Raw genomic sequence first — 16,066 nt, 5'->3', positions numbered from 1 at the left:
AAGAATCTGGAGGGCAGATGGCAGACACCGCTTCGATCGGGCTGAAGGTGCGGGACAAGGTCGTCGTCATCACCGGCGGGGCCCGCGGGATCGGGCTGGCCACCGCGACCGCGCTGCACAAGCTGGGCGCCAAGGTCGCCATCGGCGACATCGACGAGGTGCGGGTGAAGGAGTCCGGCGCCGCGCTGGACCTGGACGTCTACGGGAAGCTCGACGTCACCGACCCGCACTCGTTCTCCGATTTCCTCGACGAGGTCGAGCGTCAGCTCGGCCCGATCGACGTGCTGGTCAACAACGCCGGCATCATGCCGCTCGGCCGGGTCGTCGACGAGTCCGACGCCGTCACCCGGCGGATCCTGGACATCAACGTCTACGGCGTGATCCTGGGCAGCAAGCTGGCGCTGGCGCGGATGATTCCGCGCGGGCGGGGACACGTCATCAACGTCGCCTCGCTGGCCGGCGAGACCTACCTGGCCGGGGCGGCCACCTACTGCGCCAGCAAGCACGCCGTCGTCGGCTTCACCGATGCCGCCCGCATCGAATACCGCCGATCCGGGGTGAAGTTCTCGGTGGTCAAGCCGACGTTCGTGAACACCGAACTGATCGCGGGCACGTCGGGCGCCAAGGGCGTCAGAAACGCCGAACCGTCCGACATCGCCGACGCGATCGTCAAGCTGGTGGCCCACCCGCGGCCACGAGTGCGGGTCACCAGAACCGCGGGCGCGATCATCGCCTCGCAGAAGTTCATGCCGCGCGCGCTGTCGGAGGGCCTGAACCGGCTGCTCGGCGGCGAACACGTCTTCACCGACGCCGTCGACGTGGAAAAACGGCAGGCGTACGAGGCGCGGGCCCGCGGCGAACAGTAGCCGGGGACGAGCATTCTTCACCGAAGGCGCGCAGAATCGGCTCGGTGAGCCTAGAAACCTCAACCACCACGCCCGCCGGATCTCCGCTCTCCGACCGCGAACTGGACCTCATCGACAAGTATTGGCGCGCCGCCAACTACCTGTCGGTGGGGCAGATCTACCTGCTGGACAACCCGCTGCTCAAAGAGCCGCTGAGCGCCGAGCACGTCAAGCCGCGGCTGCTGGGTCACTGGGGCACCACGCCCGGGCTGAACCTCGTCTACGCGCACCTGAACCGGATCATCCGCAACCGCGACGCCGACGTCATCTACGTGACCGGACCGGGGCACGGCGGGCCGGGCCTGGTCGCCAACGCCTATCTGGAAGGCACCTACAGTGAGGTGTACACCGGCATCGAAGAGGACGCCGAGGGATTGCGAAAACTGTTCCGGCAGTTCTCTTTTCCCGGCGGCATTCCCAGCCACGTCGCGGCCCAGACGCCGGGATCGATCCACGAGGGCGGCGAGCTGGGCTATGCGCTGGTGCACGCCTACGGCGCCGCCTTCGACAACCCGTACCTGGTAGTGGCCTGCGTCATCGGCGACGGCGAGGCGGAGACCGGGCCGCTGGCCGCCGGCTGGCACTCCAACAAATTCCTCAACCCGGTGACCGACGGCGCCGTGCTGCCCATCCTGGCGCTCAACGGCTACAAGATCGCCAACCCGACCGTGCTGGCCCGCATCCCGCACACCGAGCTGGAAGCGCTGTTGCGCGGCTACGGCTACCGGCCGATCACCGTCGCCGGTGACGATCCGACCGACGTGCACCGTCAGCTGGCCGCTGCCCTCGACGAGGCGTTCGACGACATCGCCGCCATCCAGGGCGTGGCGCGCGGCGGCGGTGAGGTGCAGCGGCCGGTGTGGCCGATGATCGTGCTGCGCACCCCCAAGGGCTGGACCGGGCCGAAGGTGGTGGACGGCAAGAGGGTTGAGGGCACCTGGCGGTCGCACCAAGTGCCGCTCGCCGAGACGCACGACAACCCCGAACACCGCGCCCAGCTCGAGGAGTGGCTGCGCAGCTACGGTCCCGAGCAGCTGTTCGACGACGACGGGCGGCTGCGGGCCGAGCTGCGGGCGCTGGCGCCCACCGGTGATCGCCGGATGAGCGCCAACCCGCACGCCAACGGCGGGCTGCTGCTGCACGACCTCGACCTGCCCGACTTCCGCGACTACGCGGTGCCGGTGACCCGGCCGGGGTCGGTCACCCACGAGGCCACCCGGGTGCTGGGCACCTTCCTGCGCGACGTGATCGCCCGCAACAAAGACCGGTTCCGGATGATGGGGCCCGACGAGACGGCCTCCAACCGGCTCGACGCCGTCTACGGCGCCACCGAGAAGGTGTGGTTGTCGGCGACCGAGCCCGACGACGAGCACCTGGCGCCCGACGGCCGGGTGATGGAGGTGCTCTCCGAGCACCTGTGCCAGGGCTGGCTGGAGGGCTACCTGCTGACCGGGCGGCACGGCCTGTTCAACTGCTACGAGGCGTTCGTGCACATCGTCGACTCCATGCTGAACCAGCACGCGAAATGGCTTGCGACCAGCCGGGAATTGCCGTGGCGGCGGCCGATCGCGTCGCTGAACTACCTGCTGACGTCGCACGTGTGGCGCCAGGACCACAACGGCGCCTCGCATCAGGACCCCGGGTTCATCGACCTGGTCGCCAACAAGCGCGCCGAGCTGACCCGGGTGTACCTGCCGCCGGACGGCAACACGCTGCTGTCGGTGGCCGATCACTGCCTGCGCAGCCGCGATTACATCAACGTGATCGTCGCCGGCAAGCAGCCCGCGCTGGCCTACCTGGACATGGACGCCGCGATCGCGCACTGCACCCGCGGGCTGGGCATCTGGGACTGGGCCAGCACCGCCCGATCGATTGGCGCCGAACCCGATGTGGTGCTGGCCTGCGCGGGCGACATCCCGACGCTGGAGACGCTGGCCGCCGCCGACATCCTGCGCCGGGAGCTGCCCGACCTGGCGGTGCGGGTGGTCAACGTCGTCGACCTGATGCGGCTGCAGCCCGACTCCGAGCACCCGCACGGGCTGCCGGACCGCGAATTCGACGCGCTGTTCACCAGGGACCGGCCGGTCATCTTCGCCTACCACGGCTACCCCTGGCTGATCCACCGGCTCACCTATCGCCGCGCCAATCACGCGCAGCTGCACGTGCGCGGCTTCAAGGAACGCGGCACCACCACAACGCCTTTCGACATGGTGATGCTCAACGACCTGGACCGCTTCCACCTCGTCATCGACGTGCTCGACCGGGTGGAGGGGCTGGCCAGTCGCGCCGCGATGCTGCGCCAGCGCATGGTCGACGCCCGGCTCGCCGCGCGGATGTACACCCGCGAGCACGGCGAGGACGACCCGGCGATCGCCAATTGGACCTGGGAGCCGAGCGAGCGGAACTCACGTAGTGAGTGACGGGAGCGAGACGACCCATTGAACTTGGGAGCCGAGCGGCTGAGATTCGCGTGACGGCAATCGCATGCCCCCTCGCGCCGTTGGCCGCCGGTAAACTGGCCGGATGCGTGACGCCACCGCGACAGCCGACCTGCAGGCGTCCCAGCCCCCCGGGTTGCACCGGTTCCGGATCCATCTCGACATCGCCGTCGTCGTGGTGGTGCTGGTCCTGACCAACCTGGTCGCGCACTTCACCACGCCGTGGGCGAGCATCGGCACCGTCCCCGCCGCCGCCGTCGGGCTGGTCATCCTGATGCGCTATCGCGGGCTGGGCTGGACCGACCTCGGGCTGGGCCGTGACCATTGGAAATCCGGAGTGGGCTATGCGCTGGCCGCCGTGGCGGTGGTGGCCGCGGTGATCGCGATCGGGGTGCTGCTGCCGGCGACCCGGCCGATGTTCATGAACAACCGCTACGCCACCATCTCCGGGGCGATGATCGCCTCGATGGTTGTCATCCCGGTGCAGACCGTCATCCCCGAGGAGCTGGCCTTCCGCGGCGTGCTGCACGGCGCCCTCAACCGGGCCTGGGGCTTCCGCGGCGTCGCCCTGGCGGGTTCGCTGCTGTTCGGCCTGTGGCACGTTGCCACGTCGTTCGGCCTGACCAGCGGCAACGTCGGGTTCACCCGACTGTTCGGCGGCGGGATGGTGGGCATGATGGCCGGGGTGACCGGGGCGGTGCTGGCCACCGGGGCCGCCGGGTTCGTGTTCAGCTGGCTGCGCCGGCGCAGCGGCAGCCTGATCGCGCCCATCGCCCTGCACTGGTCACTGAACGGGCTCGGTGCGCTGGCGGCCGCGTTCGTCTGGCATCTGTCCACCTGAGGGCCGAGGCCGCTCAGACCAGCAGCACCGCCGCACCGGCGATGCGCCCGGCGCTCAGATCCGCCAGCGCCCGATCCGCTTGTCCGAGGGGATATTCCGGCGTGGTGACGCTGATGTGATGCGTGCCCGCGAAGTCGAGGAAGGCCCGCGCGTCGGCCCGGGTGTTGGAGGTGACCGAGCGCACCTGGCGCTCCTGGAACAGGTGGCGCTGGTAGTTCAGCGACGGGATGTCGGACAGGTGAATGCCGGCGATCGCCAGGGTGCCGCCGCGGTCCAGCGCCGCCAGCGCGGGCAGTACCAGATCGCCGACGGGGGCGAACAGGATGGCGGCGTCCAGCGGGACGGGCGGCGGGTCGGCGGCGCCCTGCGCGGAGGCGGCGCCGAGTTCGATCGCCAGCTCGCGGGCCCGCTCGCCGCGGGTCATCACGTGCACCTCGGCGCCCTGCGCCAGGGCGACCTGCGCGGTGATGTGCGCGCTGCCGCCGAAACCGTACAGGCCCAGCCGTCCGCCCGGCGGTAGCTGGGCGCGCAGCAGCGCCCGGTAGCCGATGATGCCGGCGCACAACAATGGGGCGAGCTCGCTGTCGCTGTAACCGCCGGGCAGTGGGTGCGCGAACGCCGCTGGCACGGTCGCGAATTCGGCGTACCCACCGTCGGCGTCCCAACCGGTGTAGCGGGACTCGGGGCACAGGTTCTCGTCGCCCCGCCGGCAGTATTTGCACACCCCGCAGGTGTGGCGCAGCCAGGCGATGCCCACCCGGTCCCCGACGCCGAACTCGTCGCCGGCCTCGGCGCCGACTTCGATGACCTCGCCGACCACCTCATGACCGGGCGTGACCCGGTCGCGGTGCACGGGTAGGTCGCCCTCGGTGACATGCAGATCGGTGCGGCACACGCCGCACGCACGCACCGCGACCAGCAGGTCGGACGGCCCGGGGCGCGGCACCTCGGTGGTCACTTCCTCGAGCGGATGAGTGTCCATCGGACCGGGCCGACGCACCCGCCAGGCGCGCATCGCCGTGGTGGTCACCGAAGAAGACATCACCCCATCATGCCGCTAACCACCACGGCCGCAACGGGTTAAGGCGATTACGTCCTGCGCACCATGCCGACGATCCAGAGCAGGATCACCGAACCGAGCAGCGCGGTGAAGAAGGTGAAGATGAGCCCGCCGCCCGCGGTGTTGACGAAGAAGCTCAGGATGAAGCCGCCGATCAGCGCGCCGACGATGCCGATCACGATGTCCATCAGGATGCCGGCGCCGCTACCCCGGACGTCTTGCTGGCCAGGGCACCGGCCAGGCCGCCGATGATGATGTAGCCGATGATGCCGACGCTGGTCAGCGTGGTGGAGCGGGCCAGGTATTCGGTGGCAGCAGTGACGTCCATGAGGATCTCCTCGCAATCGCTGGCAAAGCCCAGCTGTTTGCTGGGCCGTCACTTCGGTATACCCAGTTTGGGTCACGAATCGAGTGACGAATCGGCGACGGTTGATCAACCGGTTGCCGACGCGACGGCCCGGACTCGTCGGTCGCTCAGGCCGAGAGGGTCTGCTGCGGTGTCGGTGTGGGGGTGGGGCTGACCTCGACGGCCGGCGCCTGGCCCGGTGCCGGCGCGGGCGCGCCGGGTGCTGCCGGGGCCCCCGGGGCTGCTGGAGCCGGAGCCGCCGGTGCGGGCGCGCCAGGAGCCGCCGGGGCGCCCGGTGCCGGCGCGCCTGGAGCCCCTGGAGCCGGTGCCCCTGGTCCGCCCGGAGCCGCCGGCGGGGCGGGCGGCGGCGTCCACGCCTGGATCGACTCGGCGAGCGCCTTGGCCGCGACCTTGTCCACCGGGTCGTTCGAGGTGCCCAGCCAGACGACGAACCAGCGTTGCGCGTTGCCGCCGTTGGCCGAACCGATGACGCCGGTCCAGATCTGACCGTTCGGCTTGGACGCGTCGCTGAATTTCACCTCGTAGTACGACGCGCTGCCGGTGCTTCCGTTGGCGCCGTTGAGCGGGGTGCTGTCCTGGTTGATGCGGGTGCCGGGATAGGGCATGAAGAACTCGCCCATGTCCGAGCCCAGCCGCACCGCGGCCTTGGCGTTGTTGGCTTCCGCACTGGCGTAAAGCTTTTGGTCGAGACGGCCCATCACGATGCGGGTGTCGTTGGCAACCGGGGGCGGCTGGTCGGGCATCGGCGGCGGGCCGGTGACCTTGCTCAGCAGCGCCGAGCCGTAGTCGAGGTGAGACGCGTCGGACTCCACCCAGCCGGCGGGCAGCACGTAGCTGAACCCGCCGACGGCGTTGGGGATCCGCCCGGCGTTCGGGTCGGCCGGCGGGGGCGGCGGCGCGTTCGGGTCGACGGGCGGCGGTGGTGCCCCGTTCGGCGGCGCCGGTGGTGCCCCGTTCGGCGGTGCCCCCGCCGGTGGTGGGGCCGCGTTGGGATCATTCGGCGCCGGCGCGGCGGGCGCCGGTTGCCCGTTGGGCGCCGGGGCGGCGGGTGCCGGTTGCGCGTTGGGTGCCGGTTGCCCGTTGGGCGCCGGCGCGGCGGGCGGGGCGGTCGCCGTGCTCGGGGGGACCGGGGTCGGGACCTCGGGATCGGCATGCGAGGTCGCCGGCAACGCGATGGCGACGGCGCTGGCGCCGCTCACCGTGGTGATCGCCAGCGTCGTCCACAGTCCTTTGCGGCGTGTCGAGGTCGCTTCCACCTGATCCATGGCGACGAACCTACCGTGTTACCGCTGTGACGCAAGGAGCATTGCGGACTAATGCAGTGCGGTTTCACTGATGTTGGCAATGTGCAATCTGCGGAGCGCGGCCGCGCCGGGCGGGCACCGTTCAGCGTTCCGCCGCGGCCGTTGCCGGATACAGCACCACTTCATGGGCTTTGACCGAGAACCACACCCGGTCCCCCGGCGTCAACCGCAATTCCGAAGCGGCGTCCACGGTGATCTCGGCCGCCAGCCCCGGCGCGCCGTCGGGTTGCTGAGCGCCGCGCACCAACACCGCCGCCCCGCGGACGTCCATCTCGGCGACCGTCACCTCGACAGTGTTGCGGGGACTGCCGTGCGGCTGCTCGCGATAGACGGCCACCGCCGTCGGCGGGAAAACCGCGACGGCGCGCTGGCCGGACGCGAGCGGGCCGGCGGGCGCCGCCGGGGCGGCATACCAGCGGGCACCGGAGCGCGCGAGCAGGGCACCGTCGCCCTCGGCGGTCCCGTTGACCAGGTTCACCCCCGCGACCCGTGCCGCGAAATGACTGCGCGGCGCGGTCAAAACGTCAGCCACCGGGCCGATTTCGGCGATCCTGCCGGATTCGAGCACCAGCACCCGATCGGCCAACGTGAACACGTCCAGCAGGTCGTGGGTGACCAGCATCGCCGCGCAGCCGATGCGGGTGACGACCCTGCGCAGCACCGCCCGGATCGCCGCGGCCGCCGCGACGTCGAGACCGGCCAACGGCTCGTCGAGCAGCAACACGTCGGGTTCGACGGCCAGCGCCCGCGCGATCGCGACCCGCTGCGCCTGCCCGCCGGAGAGTTGTCGCGGTTTTCGGTCCGCGAGCGGCTCGGCGTCCACCTCCCGCAGCCAGCGCAAGGCGGTGGCCTTCTCCGCCCGGCGGCCCCGGCGCCACATCGGCCGGCGACTGTGCGGCCCGAACGCGACGTTGGCGGCGACGCTCATATGCGGGAACAGCAAGGCGTCCTGCAGCAGCAGTCCGACCCGGCGGTCGTGCGTCGGCACGTCGATCCCGGCCGCGGTGTCGGTCAACACCCGGTCCCCCACCCGCACCAGCCCACGGTCGGGGCGCAACAGCCCGGCGATGACGTGTAGGGCCGTCGACTTGCCCGCGCCGTTGGGACCCAGCACCGCCAGCACCTCCCCGGCGGCCACCGAGAACTCCACCTCGAAGCGCCGTTGCGAGACGACCGCGCGCAGCTGCAATTCGCTCATGGCCGGCGGCTACCTGGCGTCGGTCCCGGTCAGCCGGCGAGCGCCCAGCCCGAGCACCACCACGGCCGCCACCGCCACCAACAGGATGGACAGCGCCACGGCCGCGTCGGCGTCGGTCACCCGCTGCAGGTAGATCTCCAGCGGCAGGGTGCGGGTGACGCCCTGCCGTGATCCGGCGAAGGTCAGCGTCGCGCCGAACTCACCCAGCGAGCGGGCGAACGCCAGCACCGCCCCGGACACGACACCGGGCAACAGCAGCGGCAGGGTGACGCGCCACCAGACCGTGGTGGGTCGCGCGCCCAGTGTCGCGGCCACCACCTCGAAATCGGCGCCCGCGGTGCGCGCCGCGCCCTCGAGCGAGATCACCAGAAACGGCAGCGACACGAATGTCTGCGCCAGCACCACGGCGGTGGTGCTGAACGCAACGCTGATACCCGCGGCTTCCAGGTAGTGCCCCAGCAGCCCGAGCCGGCCGAACGCATACAACAACGCGATCCCGCCCACCACGGGCGGCAGCACCAACGGCAGCAGGATCAGGGGCCGCAGCAACCGGACCAGCCGCGTCCCGCCGCGGGCCAGCACCAGCGCCATCGGCACCCCCAGCGCCACGCACAGCGCGGTGCTGGCGGCGGCGGTCCTCAGGCTCAGCAGCAGCGCCGTCCGCGACGACGGGCTCGTGATCAGCCACCAGAAGTGCGGCCAGTCCACCTTGACCGCGATCGCCAACAACGGCAGTACCACGAACATGGTCCCGGCCGCCGCGGGAAGGTACACCCAGCGGGGCAGCGCCGTGCCGCGTCTGCTAATGCCTACCCCTTTGCCTCGTCTGCCTCGTTCGGCCCGCCGACGAATAGGTGGGGCCGCCGGTTATTCGCTGCACAGCATGTCAGGTACGGCCGAGACGGACGAAAAAGGACCCCCGGCGGTCCGACGCGGGCCGGCGCCTTATTAGCCGGACGCGAGCACCCCATTGGTCTCGTCTGCTGACGCAGTTTCCCGCGCGGCGCGGCGAGCGCGATTTTCCCGGAGTGCTTGCTGTGCGGACTCCAGGGTGATCTTGCGCGGATCGACCCCTTCCCGCTTGAAGCCTTCGACGGCAATCGGCAAGTACAGGAACTTCAGCGGGACAACACGCTCGAGAATCGCGTACAGCCGTCGATACATCCGCATGAAGCGGCGCGCGATCTCCTCGTCCTCGGGGGTCCACTCCAAATTGAACAGCTCCTGCACGTGGGGCGGGAAACTGTTGACGACGACTTGCCGCCGACCCGCCACCCAGGGCCACACGAACTTCTTCATGACCGGAGGCCACCACCGCGGCGGCACGCGACGCTCCATGAATTGCTCCAGCATGACCTGGGTCACCTGAGAATTCACCAAATGATTGCGCTCGATGTTGTCCAGATACCGCTCGAAATCGTCGTAGGTGGCCGGCTGGGGACTGTCGTCCACCCCCCACATGCTGTACCACTCCTTGGATTCCTCGAATATCTGCTCCTTCATCGCACGCGGCATGGCCCCGTCGAAATACAGCTGCTCAACCACCTTGAGCAACAGATGATAGAAAAAGGTGACATGCCCAAAATAGAAGGTGTCGGCGTTCAATGCATGAAAGGTGCCGTCCTGCAGGGTGCCCTTGATGGACTTGTGCATGTTCCGAGTCTTCAGGCCGTATTTCTTCGCATCCTCCGGCGCGTCGTACACCGTGCCATAGATGTACTCACGAGATCTCTGACGCCGTACCTTATATATTTTCGAGCGTGCACCGAACGAACTGTCACCGGTAAAAAGAACGGAACTCGACGTCGCTTTCGCCATCTGCGGCCACGCCCCGGCGATGGTGCCCACGACTCCGCTGCCGAAAAAGATCACATCAAGCCGTCCCCAATACTTCCATGTCAGGGAACCAGGGGGAATTGGATGCTGGGAAAGGTCTTTCCGCGACAAGCTGTTGTCGCCGGTGAATTCCGTAACCCTGGCTTCGTCCGGAACGACCAGCTCCGGATCGAATGTTGTCTGCATGATTTTCTTGAGTGCCCTGATGCCACGGACCGCCATGCCGAACTCCCTTGCGTTGCCGATACCCGCTACTTGGTTAAGCCAGCGGCGCAGGAAGTTTGACCGCGCGACAATGCGGTGATCGAAGGTCCTCCCCTGCCACGGTCAGGATGCTAGCGATTCGGCTAAGCCCGCGCGGTCGATTCGCGAGGTCGTCCGCAAATATGCGACGCGAAGAGGGATCGCGTGGGAAATATGAGCTGCCGCCGGCGGCGCGCAATCGCAGGAATTTCGGCTTTGCCCTTGGCGCCGTGCGCGGTCAGGGTTTGGCGAAGCCGGCCTGGGCCAGGATCTGCTGCCCGGGCGGGGAGGTCACCAGGTCGACGAAATTCCGCGCCTGGGTGGCAAGCGGCGCCTGCTTCAACACACCGATCGGGTACACGTTCACCGCGCCGGCGGCCTCCGGGAAGTTCACCGTCGCCACCTTGCTCCCCGCGGTCCTGGCGTCGGTGACGTAGACCAGCGCGGCGTCGGCCTGGCCGCTGGTGACCTTGGTGAGGGCGTCGGTGACGCTGGGCTCCTCGCTGACGGGGTTGAGGTGCACGCCGGTGCTGTCCTCGACGCGGTGGGCCGCCGCCCCGCAGGGCACCGGCCGCTGGCAGGTCACCACGGTCAGCCCGGGCCTCGTCAGGTCGGCGAACGACCCGATCCGCTTCGGGTTGCCCGGCGCGGTGACGATGACCAGGGTGTTGGAGGCGAAGTTCGTCGGGTCGGCGGCGAGCAGGCCCGCCTTGGCGACGACGTCCATCTGCGCGGTGTCGGCCGAGGCGAACACGTCGGCCGTCGCTCCCTGGGTCAGCTGGGTGGCCAGCTCGGAGGAGCCGGCGAACTCGAATTCGATTCCGGTACCGGGGTTTTGGGCCTTGAACCGCTCGGCGATCTGGGTGAACGCCGGTCGCAGTGACGCGGCCGCGAACACCATCAGTTTGCCCGCGGTCGGCGGCGGCTGGGATTTGGAGCCACACCCGGTCATACCGGCAATCAGCACCACCGACAGCAACCCGGTCAGGATCCCGATCCGCCGCATGGAAGCACCCTAGCCCGCCGCTGATGCGGGCCGCGTGGCGGTGCTGTCTCCGCAAGCACGGCACAAGAGAGCGGTGCCCGGGCCGTCCCGAAATAGTTATCCAAATGTTCCGCGCGTCGCGGCGGTCGGAATTTCCCCGACTAGCTACCGTCCAGTAACATATCTGGAACTGATGCCATCACGCGCTGGGATCTCAGGCCGTTGACGGGGGCCGCGGTGTTGCTACCGCGCCGAACCGCCAGCGCCCGGGGTCCCGGTTGAGGACGAGGAGGTCATGGCGGTGGAGGTGCTGGTTACCGGCGGAGACACCGAGCTGGGACGCGCGGTGGCCGAGGGCTTCCGCGACGACGGCCACAAAGTGACCCTGGTGGGTGCGCGCAAGAGCGATCTGGAGATCGCCGCCAAGGAGCTCGAGGCCGAGGCGATCGTCTGCGACACCACCGACCCGGCCGCCCTGGAACAGGCCCGCCCGCTGTTCCCGCATCACCTGGACACCATCGTCCACGTGCCGGCACCCAGCTGGGAGGCCGGCGATCCGCGCACCTACTCGATCGCCGACACGGCCAGCGCATGGCGCAATGCCCTTGACGCGACGGTGCTTTCGGCCGTGCTGACGGTTCAGACCGTGGGCGATCACCTGCGCTCGGGCGGCTCGATCATCAGCGTGGTGCCGGAAAACCCGCCCGCGGGCAGCGCCCAGGCCGCGGTCAAAGCGGCGCTGTCGAATTGGACGACGGGACAGGCAAGCGTGTTCGGCACCCGCGGCATCACCGTCAACGCGGTGGCCAGCGGGCGCGGCGCCCAGCCGGGCTACGACGGGCTCTCCCGCAGCCCCGCGCCGGTGGCCGCGGAGGTCGCGCGGCTGGCGCTGTTTTTGACCAGTCCGGCCGCACGGCACATCACCGGGCAGACCCTGCATGTCAGCCACGGCGCGCTGGCGCATTTCGCCTGAGGCGTAACGCCGCACCCTTCTCGCCGACCGGCCCGATCGTTACGGTGATGACCGTGGCTATCCGACTTGGTCTGCAGATTCCCAACTTCTCCTACGGCACCGGCGCCGAACAGCTCTTCCCCACCGTCATCGCCCAGGCTCGCGAGGCCGAATCCGCCGGATTTGATTCGGTTTTCGTGATGGACCACTTCTACCAACTGCCGATGCTGGGGTCGCCCGATCAGCCGATGCTGGAGGCCTACACCGCCCTGGGGGCGCTGGCCACGGCCACCGAGCGGGTCCAGCTGGGCACCCTGGTCACCGGCAACACCTACCGCAACCCCACCCTGCTGTCCAAGATCATCACCACGCTGGACGTGGTGAGCCAGGGCCGCGCGATCCTGGGCATCGGCACCGGCTGGTTCCAGCTCGAGCACGACCAGTTGGGCTTCGAATTCGGCACCTTCACCGACCGGTTCAATCGGCTGGACGAGGCACTGGAGATCATCCTGCCGATGATCAGAGGCGAGCGGGCAACCTTCGAGGGCAAGTGGTACCGCGCCAGCGATGCGTTCGCGAATCCCCGCTACCGGGACCGCATTCCGCTGATGATCGGCGGCAGCGGCGAGAAGAAGACGATCCCGCTTGCCGCAAGGCATTTCGACCACCTCAACGTGATCGCCGGGTTCGACGAGCTGCCCCGCAAGCTGGACGCCGTGCGGCGGGCCTGCGAGGAGGTGGGCCGCGATCCCGCGACCCTGGAAACCAGCACTCTGACCACGGTGATGATCGACGACAACGCGAGCCTCGATCAGATCCCCGCCGAGATGACCCAGCGCATGGTGGTCGGCAACCCGGATTCGGTCGCCGACCAGATCAAGACCAAGGTGATCGACGCCGGAATCGACAGCGTGATCATCAACCTGCCCTTCTACACCCCCGGCATCGTCCAGGCCGCCGGCGAAGCGCTGCGCCCGCTCGTCGGCGCGTAGGCGTTGAGGCCGGAGCACCCCCGAGTCGCGGATCCCTCGCGGCGCGGCGATACTTCCGTTAGCAGCGTTCACCTGCGCCACAACCGCGCAGCGCGGGAGTAAAGCCGGGAAGGCCATGACCAAACGAGCATCGGCGGCGGCGATCGCCGTCGGGGTGGCGTTCGCCCCGACGGCCGTCGCGCATGCCGACAACAACGGGATCGCGATGGCCATCTCCGATTCCACCGGGCACATCAGCATTGCCGACGGCGCCGCGAGCCAGGGCGCGGCGGAGAAGGCGGCGATGGACACCTGCCGCAAGAGCATCAGCGACTGCCGCCTGCTGGCCAGCGGCCAGGGTGGCTGCATGGCGCTGGTGCTGAACGCGTCGAAATCCAAATACTTCGGGGCCTGGGGGCCGACCCGGGAGGAGGCCGAGGCGGCGGCGCTGGCGCGGGTGCCCGGCGGAACGGTTCAAGAGGGCCACGACCACTGCGCGGGGGAAGGTTCGCCGCAATAACGGCCGGATGATTCGTCGGCTGATAACTTCACCACACCGCGCGCTGTCGACCTGGAGTGATACTGCTGGTGTGGTTGATTACACATGTTGTGAGTTAGGTTTCGGGGTATTCGCCTGACTAGCGTGGTGGCTGAGTGCAGTCGCGCGTCCAGAAGCCCCCGTCAGGAGCAGCGGAAACATGAGCCCCCATTCAGGAAGCACAGCTGGACCCGAGCGTCGGCATCAAGTCGTCATCATCGGGTCAGGGTTCGGCGGCCTGAACGCGGCGAAAAAGCTCAAGCACGCCAATGTCGACATCAAACTGATCGCCCGCACCACCCACCACCTCTTCCAGCCGCTGCTGTACCAGGTGGCCACCGGCATCGTGTCCGAGGGCGACATCGCCCCGCCCACCCGGGTGGTGCTGCGCCGGCAACGCAACGTGCAGGTGCTGCTCGGTGACGTCACCCACATCGACCTGGCCGGCAAGTTCGTCGTCTCCGACCTGCTCGGCCACACCTACGAAACTCCTTACGACACTTTGATTGTCGCCGCCGGCGCGGGCCAGTCGTATTTCGGCAACGACCATTTCGCCGAGTTCGCGCCGGGCATGAAGTCCATCGACGACGCGCTCGAGGTGCGCGGGCGGATCCTGAGCGCGTTCGAACAGGCCGAGCGGTCCCGCGATCCGGAACGACGGGCCAAGCTGCTGACCTTCACCGTGATCGGGGCGGGCCCCACCGGCGTCGAAATGGCCGGCCAGATCGCGGAATTGGCGACCTACACGCTCAAGGGCTCTTTCCGGCACATCGATCCGACCAAGGCGCGGGTCATCCTGCTCGACGCCGCGCCCGCCGTGCTGCCGCCGTTCGGCGACAAGCTAGGCAAGCGCGCCGCCGATCGGCTGGAGAAGATGGGGGTGGAGATCCAGCTGGGCGCGATGGTCACCGACGTCGACCGCAACGGCATCACCGTCAAGGACTCCGACGGCACCGTCCGACGCATCGAATCCGCCTGCAAGGTGTGGTCCGCCGGCGTATCGGCCAGCCCGCTGGGCCGCGACCTGGCCGAGCAGTCGACGGTCGAGCTCGATCGGGCCGGGCGGGTCAAGGTGCTGCCCGACCTGTCCATCCCCGGCCACCCCAACGTCTTCGTGATCGGCGACCTGGCCGCCGTCGAGGGCGTGCCCGGCGTGGCGCAGGGCGCCATCCAGGGCGCCAAGTACGTCGCCAACACGATCAAGGCCGAACTGGGCGGCGCCGATCCGGCCGAGCGGGAGCCGTTCCAGTACTTCGACAAGGGCTCGATGGCCACGGTGTCGCGCTTCTCGGCGGTCGCCAAGATCGGTCCCCTGGAATTCAGCGGCCTGTTCGCCTGGTTCGCGTGGCTGGTGCTGCACCTGGTGTATCTGGTCGGCTTCAAGACCAAGGTCAGCACCCTGCTGTCCTGGACGGTGACCTTCCTGAGCACCCGGCGCGGCCAGCTCACCATCACCGAGCAGCAGGCGTTCGCCCGCACCCGCCTCGAACAGCTGGCGGTGTTGGCCGCCGAGACCAAGCGGCCCGCGGCCCGGCGAGCCAGCTAGCCGCCCCGCCGTATCGGCCAAACCCGTTGCGGCACAACGGCTTTCAGTGAACCCCGGGCTAAGGCGTTGCCCGCCAGCACGGTTCGTGGGGTTTTCGGCGTGCGCCGATCAGGTATTGCGAACCTCGAGATTCTGCAGCCGCACCTGACCCCGGGCGACGACGCGGTCGTCGTCGTCGGTGATGGTGACCAACCACAGCTGCTGGCTGCGGCCCCGGTGGATGGGCTCGACCACGCCGTACACCGTGCCCGAGCCGATGGAACGCAAGAAGTCGGTGTTGTTGTTGACCCCCACCACATTCCCGCCGCCGCGGGTGGCCAGCCAGGTGTAGGCGGCCACACTGGCCATGCTTTCGATCATCGAGCAGTAGACGCCGCCGTGGACGAGTCCCATGGGCTGCAACAACTTCGGGGTGACTTCGAGCCGGGCGCGGGCGCCGTCGGGGCTGAGTTCGGTGAACTGCAGCCCGATCTCGCGGTCGAAGGGTGCGGAAAAGTCGGGCGGGATGATCGCTTCCTGCGGCTCTGACACGCTCCCGTGTCTACACCATCGCCCGGGCGGGCCGGCGCGGCGGGACGGCGATGTCGCCGATACCGGCCCCAGAAACGGCTGAGCCCCGTGCACAGGGCACGGGGCTCGCCGATCGAGTAGACCGGGGGTCACTGCAGCCCTCAGGACTCTCACGCGGTCCGTTATCGCTCGACGGGATTTAGAATAGGCAAGGCTGCCCTAACTTCGCAAGGGGTATTGTTCAACTTGTCCGGGAAAGTCCCGGAAAGTCCGGGAAAGTCCCGGAAAGTGCTGGGACGCACCGGAAAGCCCCGGAAAACCCCCGGGATCCGGTGCGGGCCGGTCCGGGCGGGTGCCGCCCACGGTGGCCGG

General features: G+C 68.9%; 14 protein-coding genes and 1 pseudogene. 7 read left to right on the top strand and 8 right to left on the bottom strand.

The window, feature by feature from the left end:
• The first annotated feature begins 17 nt into the window (after nt 1-17).
• From H7I87_RS07140 to H7I87_RS07130, 3 genes are all read left to right on the top strand, one after another.
• On the top strand, nt 18-866 hold the full coding sequence (locus tag H7I87_RS07140; RefSeq protein WP_011725097.1) for an SDR family oxidoreductase: 849 nt from the start codon (nt 18-20) through the stop codon (nt 864-866).
• 44 nt (nt 867-910) lie between these two features.
• Nucleotides 911-3,325 (top strand): phosphoketolase family protein, encoded by a 2,415-nt coding sequence (locus H7I87_RS07135; protein ID WP_011725098.1) that lies wholly within the window; start codon nt 911-913, stop codon nt 3,323-3,325.
• A 103-nt stretch (nt 3,326-3,428) separates the two neighbouring features.
• Nucleotides 3,429-4,184, top strand: coding sequence for a CPBP family intramembrane glutamic endopeptidase (locus tag H7I87_RS07130; RefSeq protein WP_009976984.1), 756 nt, complete (start codon nt 3,429-3,431; stop codon nt 4,182-4,184).
• Between the two features lie 13 nt (nt 4,185-4,197).
• On the opposite strand, the gene H7I87_RS07125 is transcribed toward H7I87_RS07130, so the two are convergent.
• The 7 genes and pseudogenes from H7I87_RS07125 to modA all read right to left on the bottom strand — a co-directional run bounded on the left by H7I87_RS07125 (nt 4,198) and on the right by modA (nt 11,198).
• Complete coding sequence (locus H7I87_RS07125) at nt 4,198-5,226, bottom strand: zinc-binding alcohol dehydrogenase family protein (RefSeq protein WP_033716489.1); 1,029 nt, start codon at nt 5,224-5,226, stop codon at nt 4,198-4,200.
• A gap of 47 nt (nt 5,227-5,273) precedes the next feature.
• Nucleotides 5,274-5,572 (bottom strand): annotated as a pseudogene (locus H7I87_RS07120) (GlsB/YeaQ/YmgE family stress response membrane protein).
• A gap of 146 nt (nt 5,573-5,718) precedes the next feature.
• Nucleotides 5,719-6,876, bottom strand: coding sequence for an alanine and proline-rich secreted protein Apa (locus H7I87_RS07115; RefSeq protein ID WP_011725101.1), 1,158 nt, complete (start codon nt 6,874-6,876; stop codon nt 5,719-5,721).
• A 121-nt stretch (nt 6,877-6,997) separates the two neighbouring features.
• Complete coding sequence (locus H7I87_RS07110) at nt 6,998-8,113, bottom strand: sulfate/molybdate ABC transporter ATP-binding protein (RefSeq protein ID WP_063967009.1); 1,116 nt, start codon at nt 8,111-8,113, stop codon at nt 6,998-7,000.
• A 9-nt stretch (nt 8,114-8,122) separates the two neighbouring features.
• Complete coding sequence (locus H7I87_RS07105; RefSeq protein ID WP_139800080.1) at nt 8,123-8,860, bottom strand: ABC transporter permease; 738 nt, start codon at nt 8,858-8,860, stop codon at nt 8,123-8,125.
• A 201-nt stretch (nt 8,861-9,061) separates the two neighbouring features.
• A complete protein-coding gene (locus H7I87_RS07100; protein WP_081256522.1) occupies nt 9,062-10,171 on the bottom strand; it encodes an oxygenase MpaB family protein in 1,110 nt (369 codons plus the stop codon).
• Between the two features lie 259 nt (nt 10,172-10,430).
• On the bottom strand, nt 10,431-11,198 hold the full coding sequence (modA, locus tag H7I87_RS07095) for a molybdate ABC transporter substrate-binding protein (RefSeq protein ID WP_003876530.1): 768 nt from the start codon (nt 11,196-11,198) through the stop codon (nt 10,431-10,433).
• Nucleotides 11,199-11,472: 274 nt separating this feature from the next.
• Between modA and H7I87_RS07090 the strand changes: the two genes are divergently transcribed.
• The 4 genes from H7I87_RS07090 to H7I87_RS07075 all read left to right on the top strand — a co-directional run bounded on the left by H7I87_RS07090 (nt 11,473) and on the right by H7I87_RS07075 (nt 15,184).
• The gene (locus tag H7I87_RS07090) at nt 11,473-12,150 is read left to right on the top strand and encodes an SDR family oxidoreductase (protein ID WP_003877922.1); all 678 of its coding nucleotides are present in this window, start codon (nt 11,473-11,475) and stop codon (nt 12,148-12,150) included.
• A gap of 47 nt (nt 12,151-12,197) precedes the next feature.
• Nucleotides 12,198-13,121, top strand: coding sequence for an LLM class F420-dependent oxidoreductase (locus tag H7I87_RS07085; RefSeq protein ID WP_023881671.1), 924 nt, complete (start codon nt 12,198-12,200; stop codon nt 13,119-13,121).
• Nucleotides 13,122-13,236: 115 nt separating this feature from the next.
• Entirely contained in the window at nt 13,237-13,620 is a 384-nt protein-coding gene (locus H7I87_RS07080) for a DUF4189 domain-containing protein (RefSeq protein WP_003876527.1), read from the top strand.
• A gap of 178 nt (nt 13,621-13,798) precedes the next feature.
• On the top strand, nt 13,799-15,184 hold the full coding sequence (locus H7I87_RS07075; RefSeq protein WP_003876526.1) for an NAD(P)/FAD-dependent oxidoreductase: 1,386 nt from the start codon (nt 13,799-13,801) through the stop codon (nt 15,182-15,184).
• Nucleotides 15,185-15,292: 108 nt separating this feature from the next.
• Here the strand turns inward: H7I87_RS07075 and H7I87_RS07070 are convergent, their stop codons facing one another.
• A complete protein-coding gene (locus H7I87_RS07070) occupies nt 15,293-15,715 on the bottom strand; it encodes a PaaI family thioesterase (protein WP_003876525.1) in 423 nt (140 codons plus the stop codon).
• Between the last annotated feature and the right edge of the window lie 351 nt (nt 15,716-16,066).

It is taken from the genome of Mycobacterium timonense, from assembly GCF_025821985.1.
Lineage (GTDB): Bacteria > Actinomycetota > Actinomycetes > Mycobacteriales > Mycobacteriaceae > Mycobacterium > Mycobacterium avium.
Note: the sequence above shows the minus strand (reverse complement) of the source record. Positions and strands in the feature narration are given on the sequence as shown.

Bases quoted from the DNA above. Each gene is read 5' to 3' on its own strand.
- modA (WP_003876530.1), bottom strand. From the start codon at position 11,198: ATGCGGCGGATCGGGATCCTGACCGGGTTGCTGTCGGTGGTGCTGATT.
- H7I87_RS07130 (WP_009976984.1), top strand. From the start codon at position 3,429: ATGCGTGACGCCACCGCGACAGCCGACCTGCAGGCGTCCCAGCCCCCC.
- H7I87_RS07075 (WP_003876526.1), top strand. From the start codon at position 13,799: ATGAGCCCCCATTCAGGAAGCACAGCTGGACCCGAGCGTCGGCATCAA.
- H7I87_RS07110 (WP_063967009.1), bottom strand. From the start codon at position 8,113: ATGAGCGAATTGCAGCTGCGCGCGGTCGTCTCGCAACGGCGCTTCGAG.
- H7I87_RS07090 (WP_003877922.1), top strand. From the start codon at position 11,473: ATGGCGGTGGAGGTGCTGGTTACCGGCGGAGACACCGAGCTGGGACGC.
- H7I87_RS07125 (WP_033716489.1), bottom strand. From the start codon at position 5,226: ATGTCTTCTTCGGTGACCACCACGGCGATGCGCGCCTGGCGGGTGCGT.
- H7I87_RS07080 (WP_003876527.1), top strand. From the start codon at position 13,237: ATGACCAAACGAGCATCGGCGGCGGCGATCGCCGTCGGGGTGGCGTTC.
- H7I87_RS07115 (WP_011725101.1), bottom strand. From the start codon at position 6,876: ATGGATCAGGTGGAAGCGACCTCGACACGCCGCAAAGGACTGTGGACG.
- H7I87_RS07085 (WP_023881671.1), top strand. From the start codon at position 12,198: ATGACCGTGGCTATCCGACTTGGTCTGCAGATTCCCAACTTCTCCTAC.
- H7I87_RS07140 (WP_011725097.1), top strand. From the start codon at position 18: ATGGCAGACACCGCTTCGATCGGGCTGAAGGTGCGGGACAAGGTCGTC.
- H7I87_RS07105 (WP_139800080.1), bottom strand. From the start codon at position 8,860: ATGTTCGTGGTACTGCCGTTGTTGGCGATCGCGGTCAAGGTGGACTGG.
- H7I87_RS07100 (WP_081256522.1), bottom strand. From the start codon at position 10,171: ATGGCGGTCCGTGGCATCAGGGCACTCAAGAAAATCATGCAGACAACA.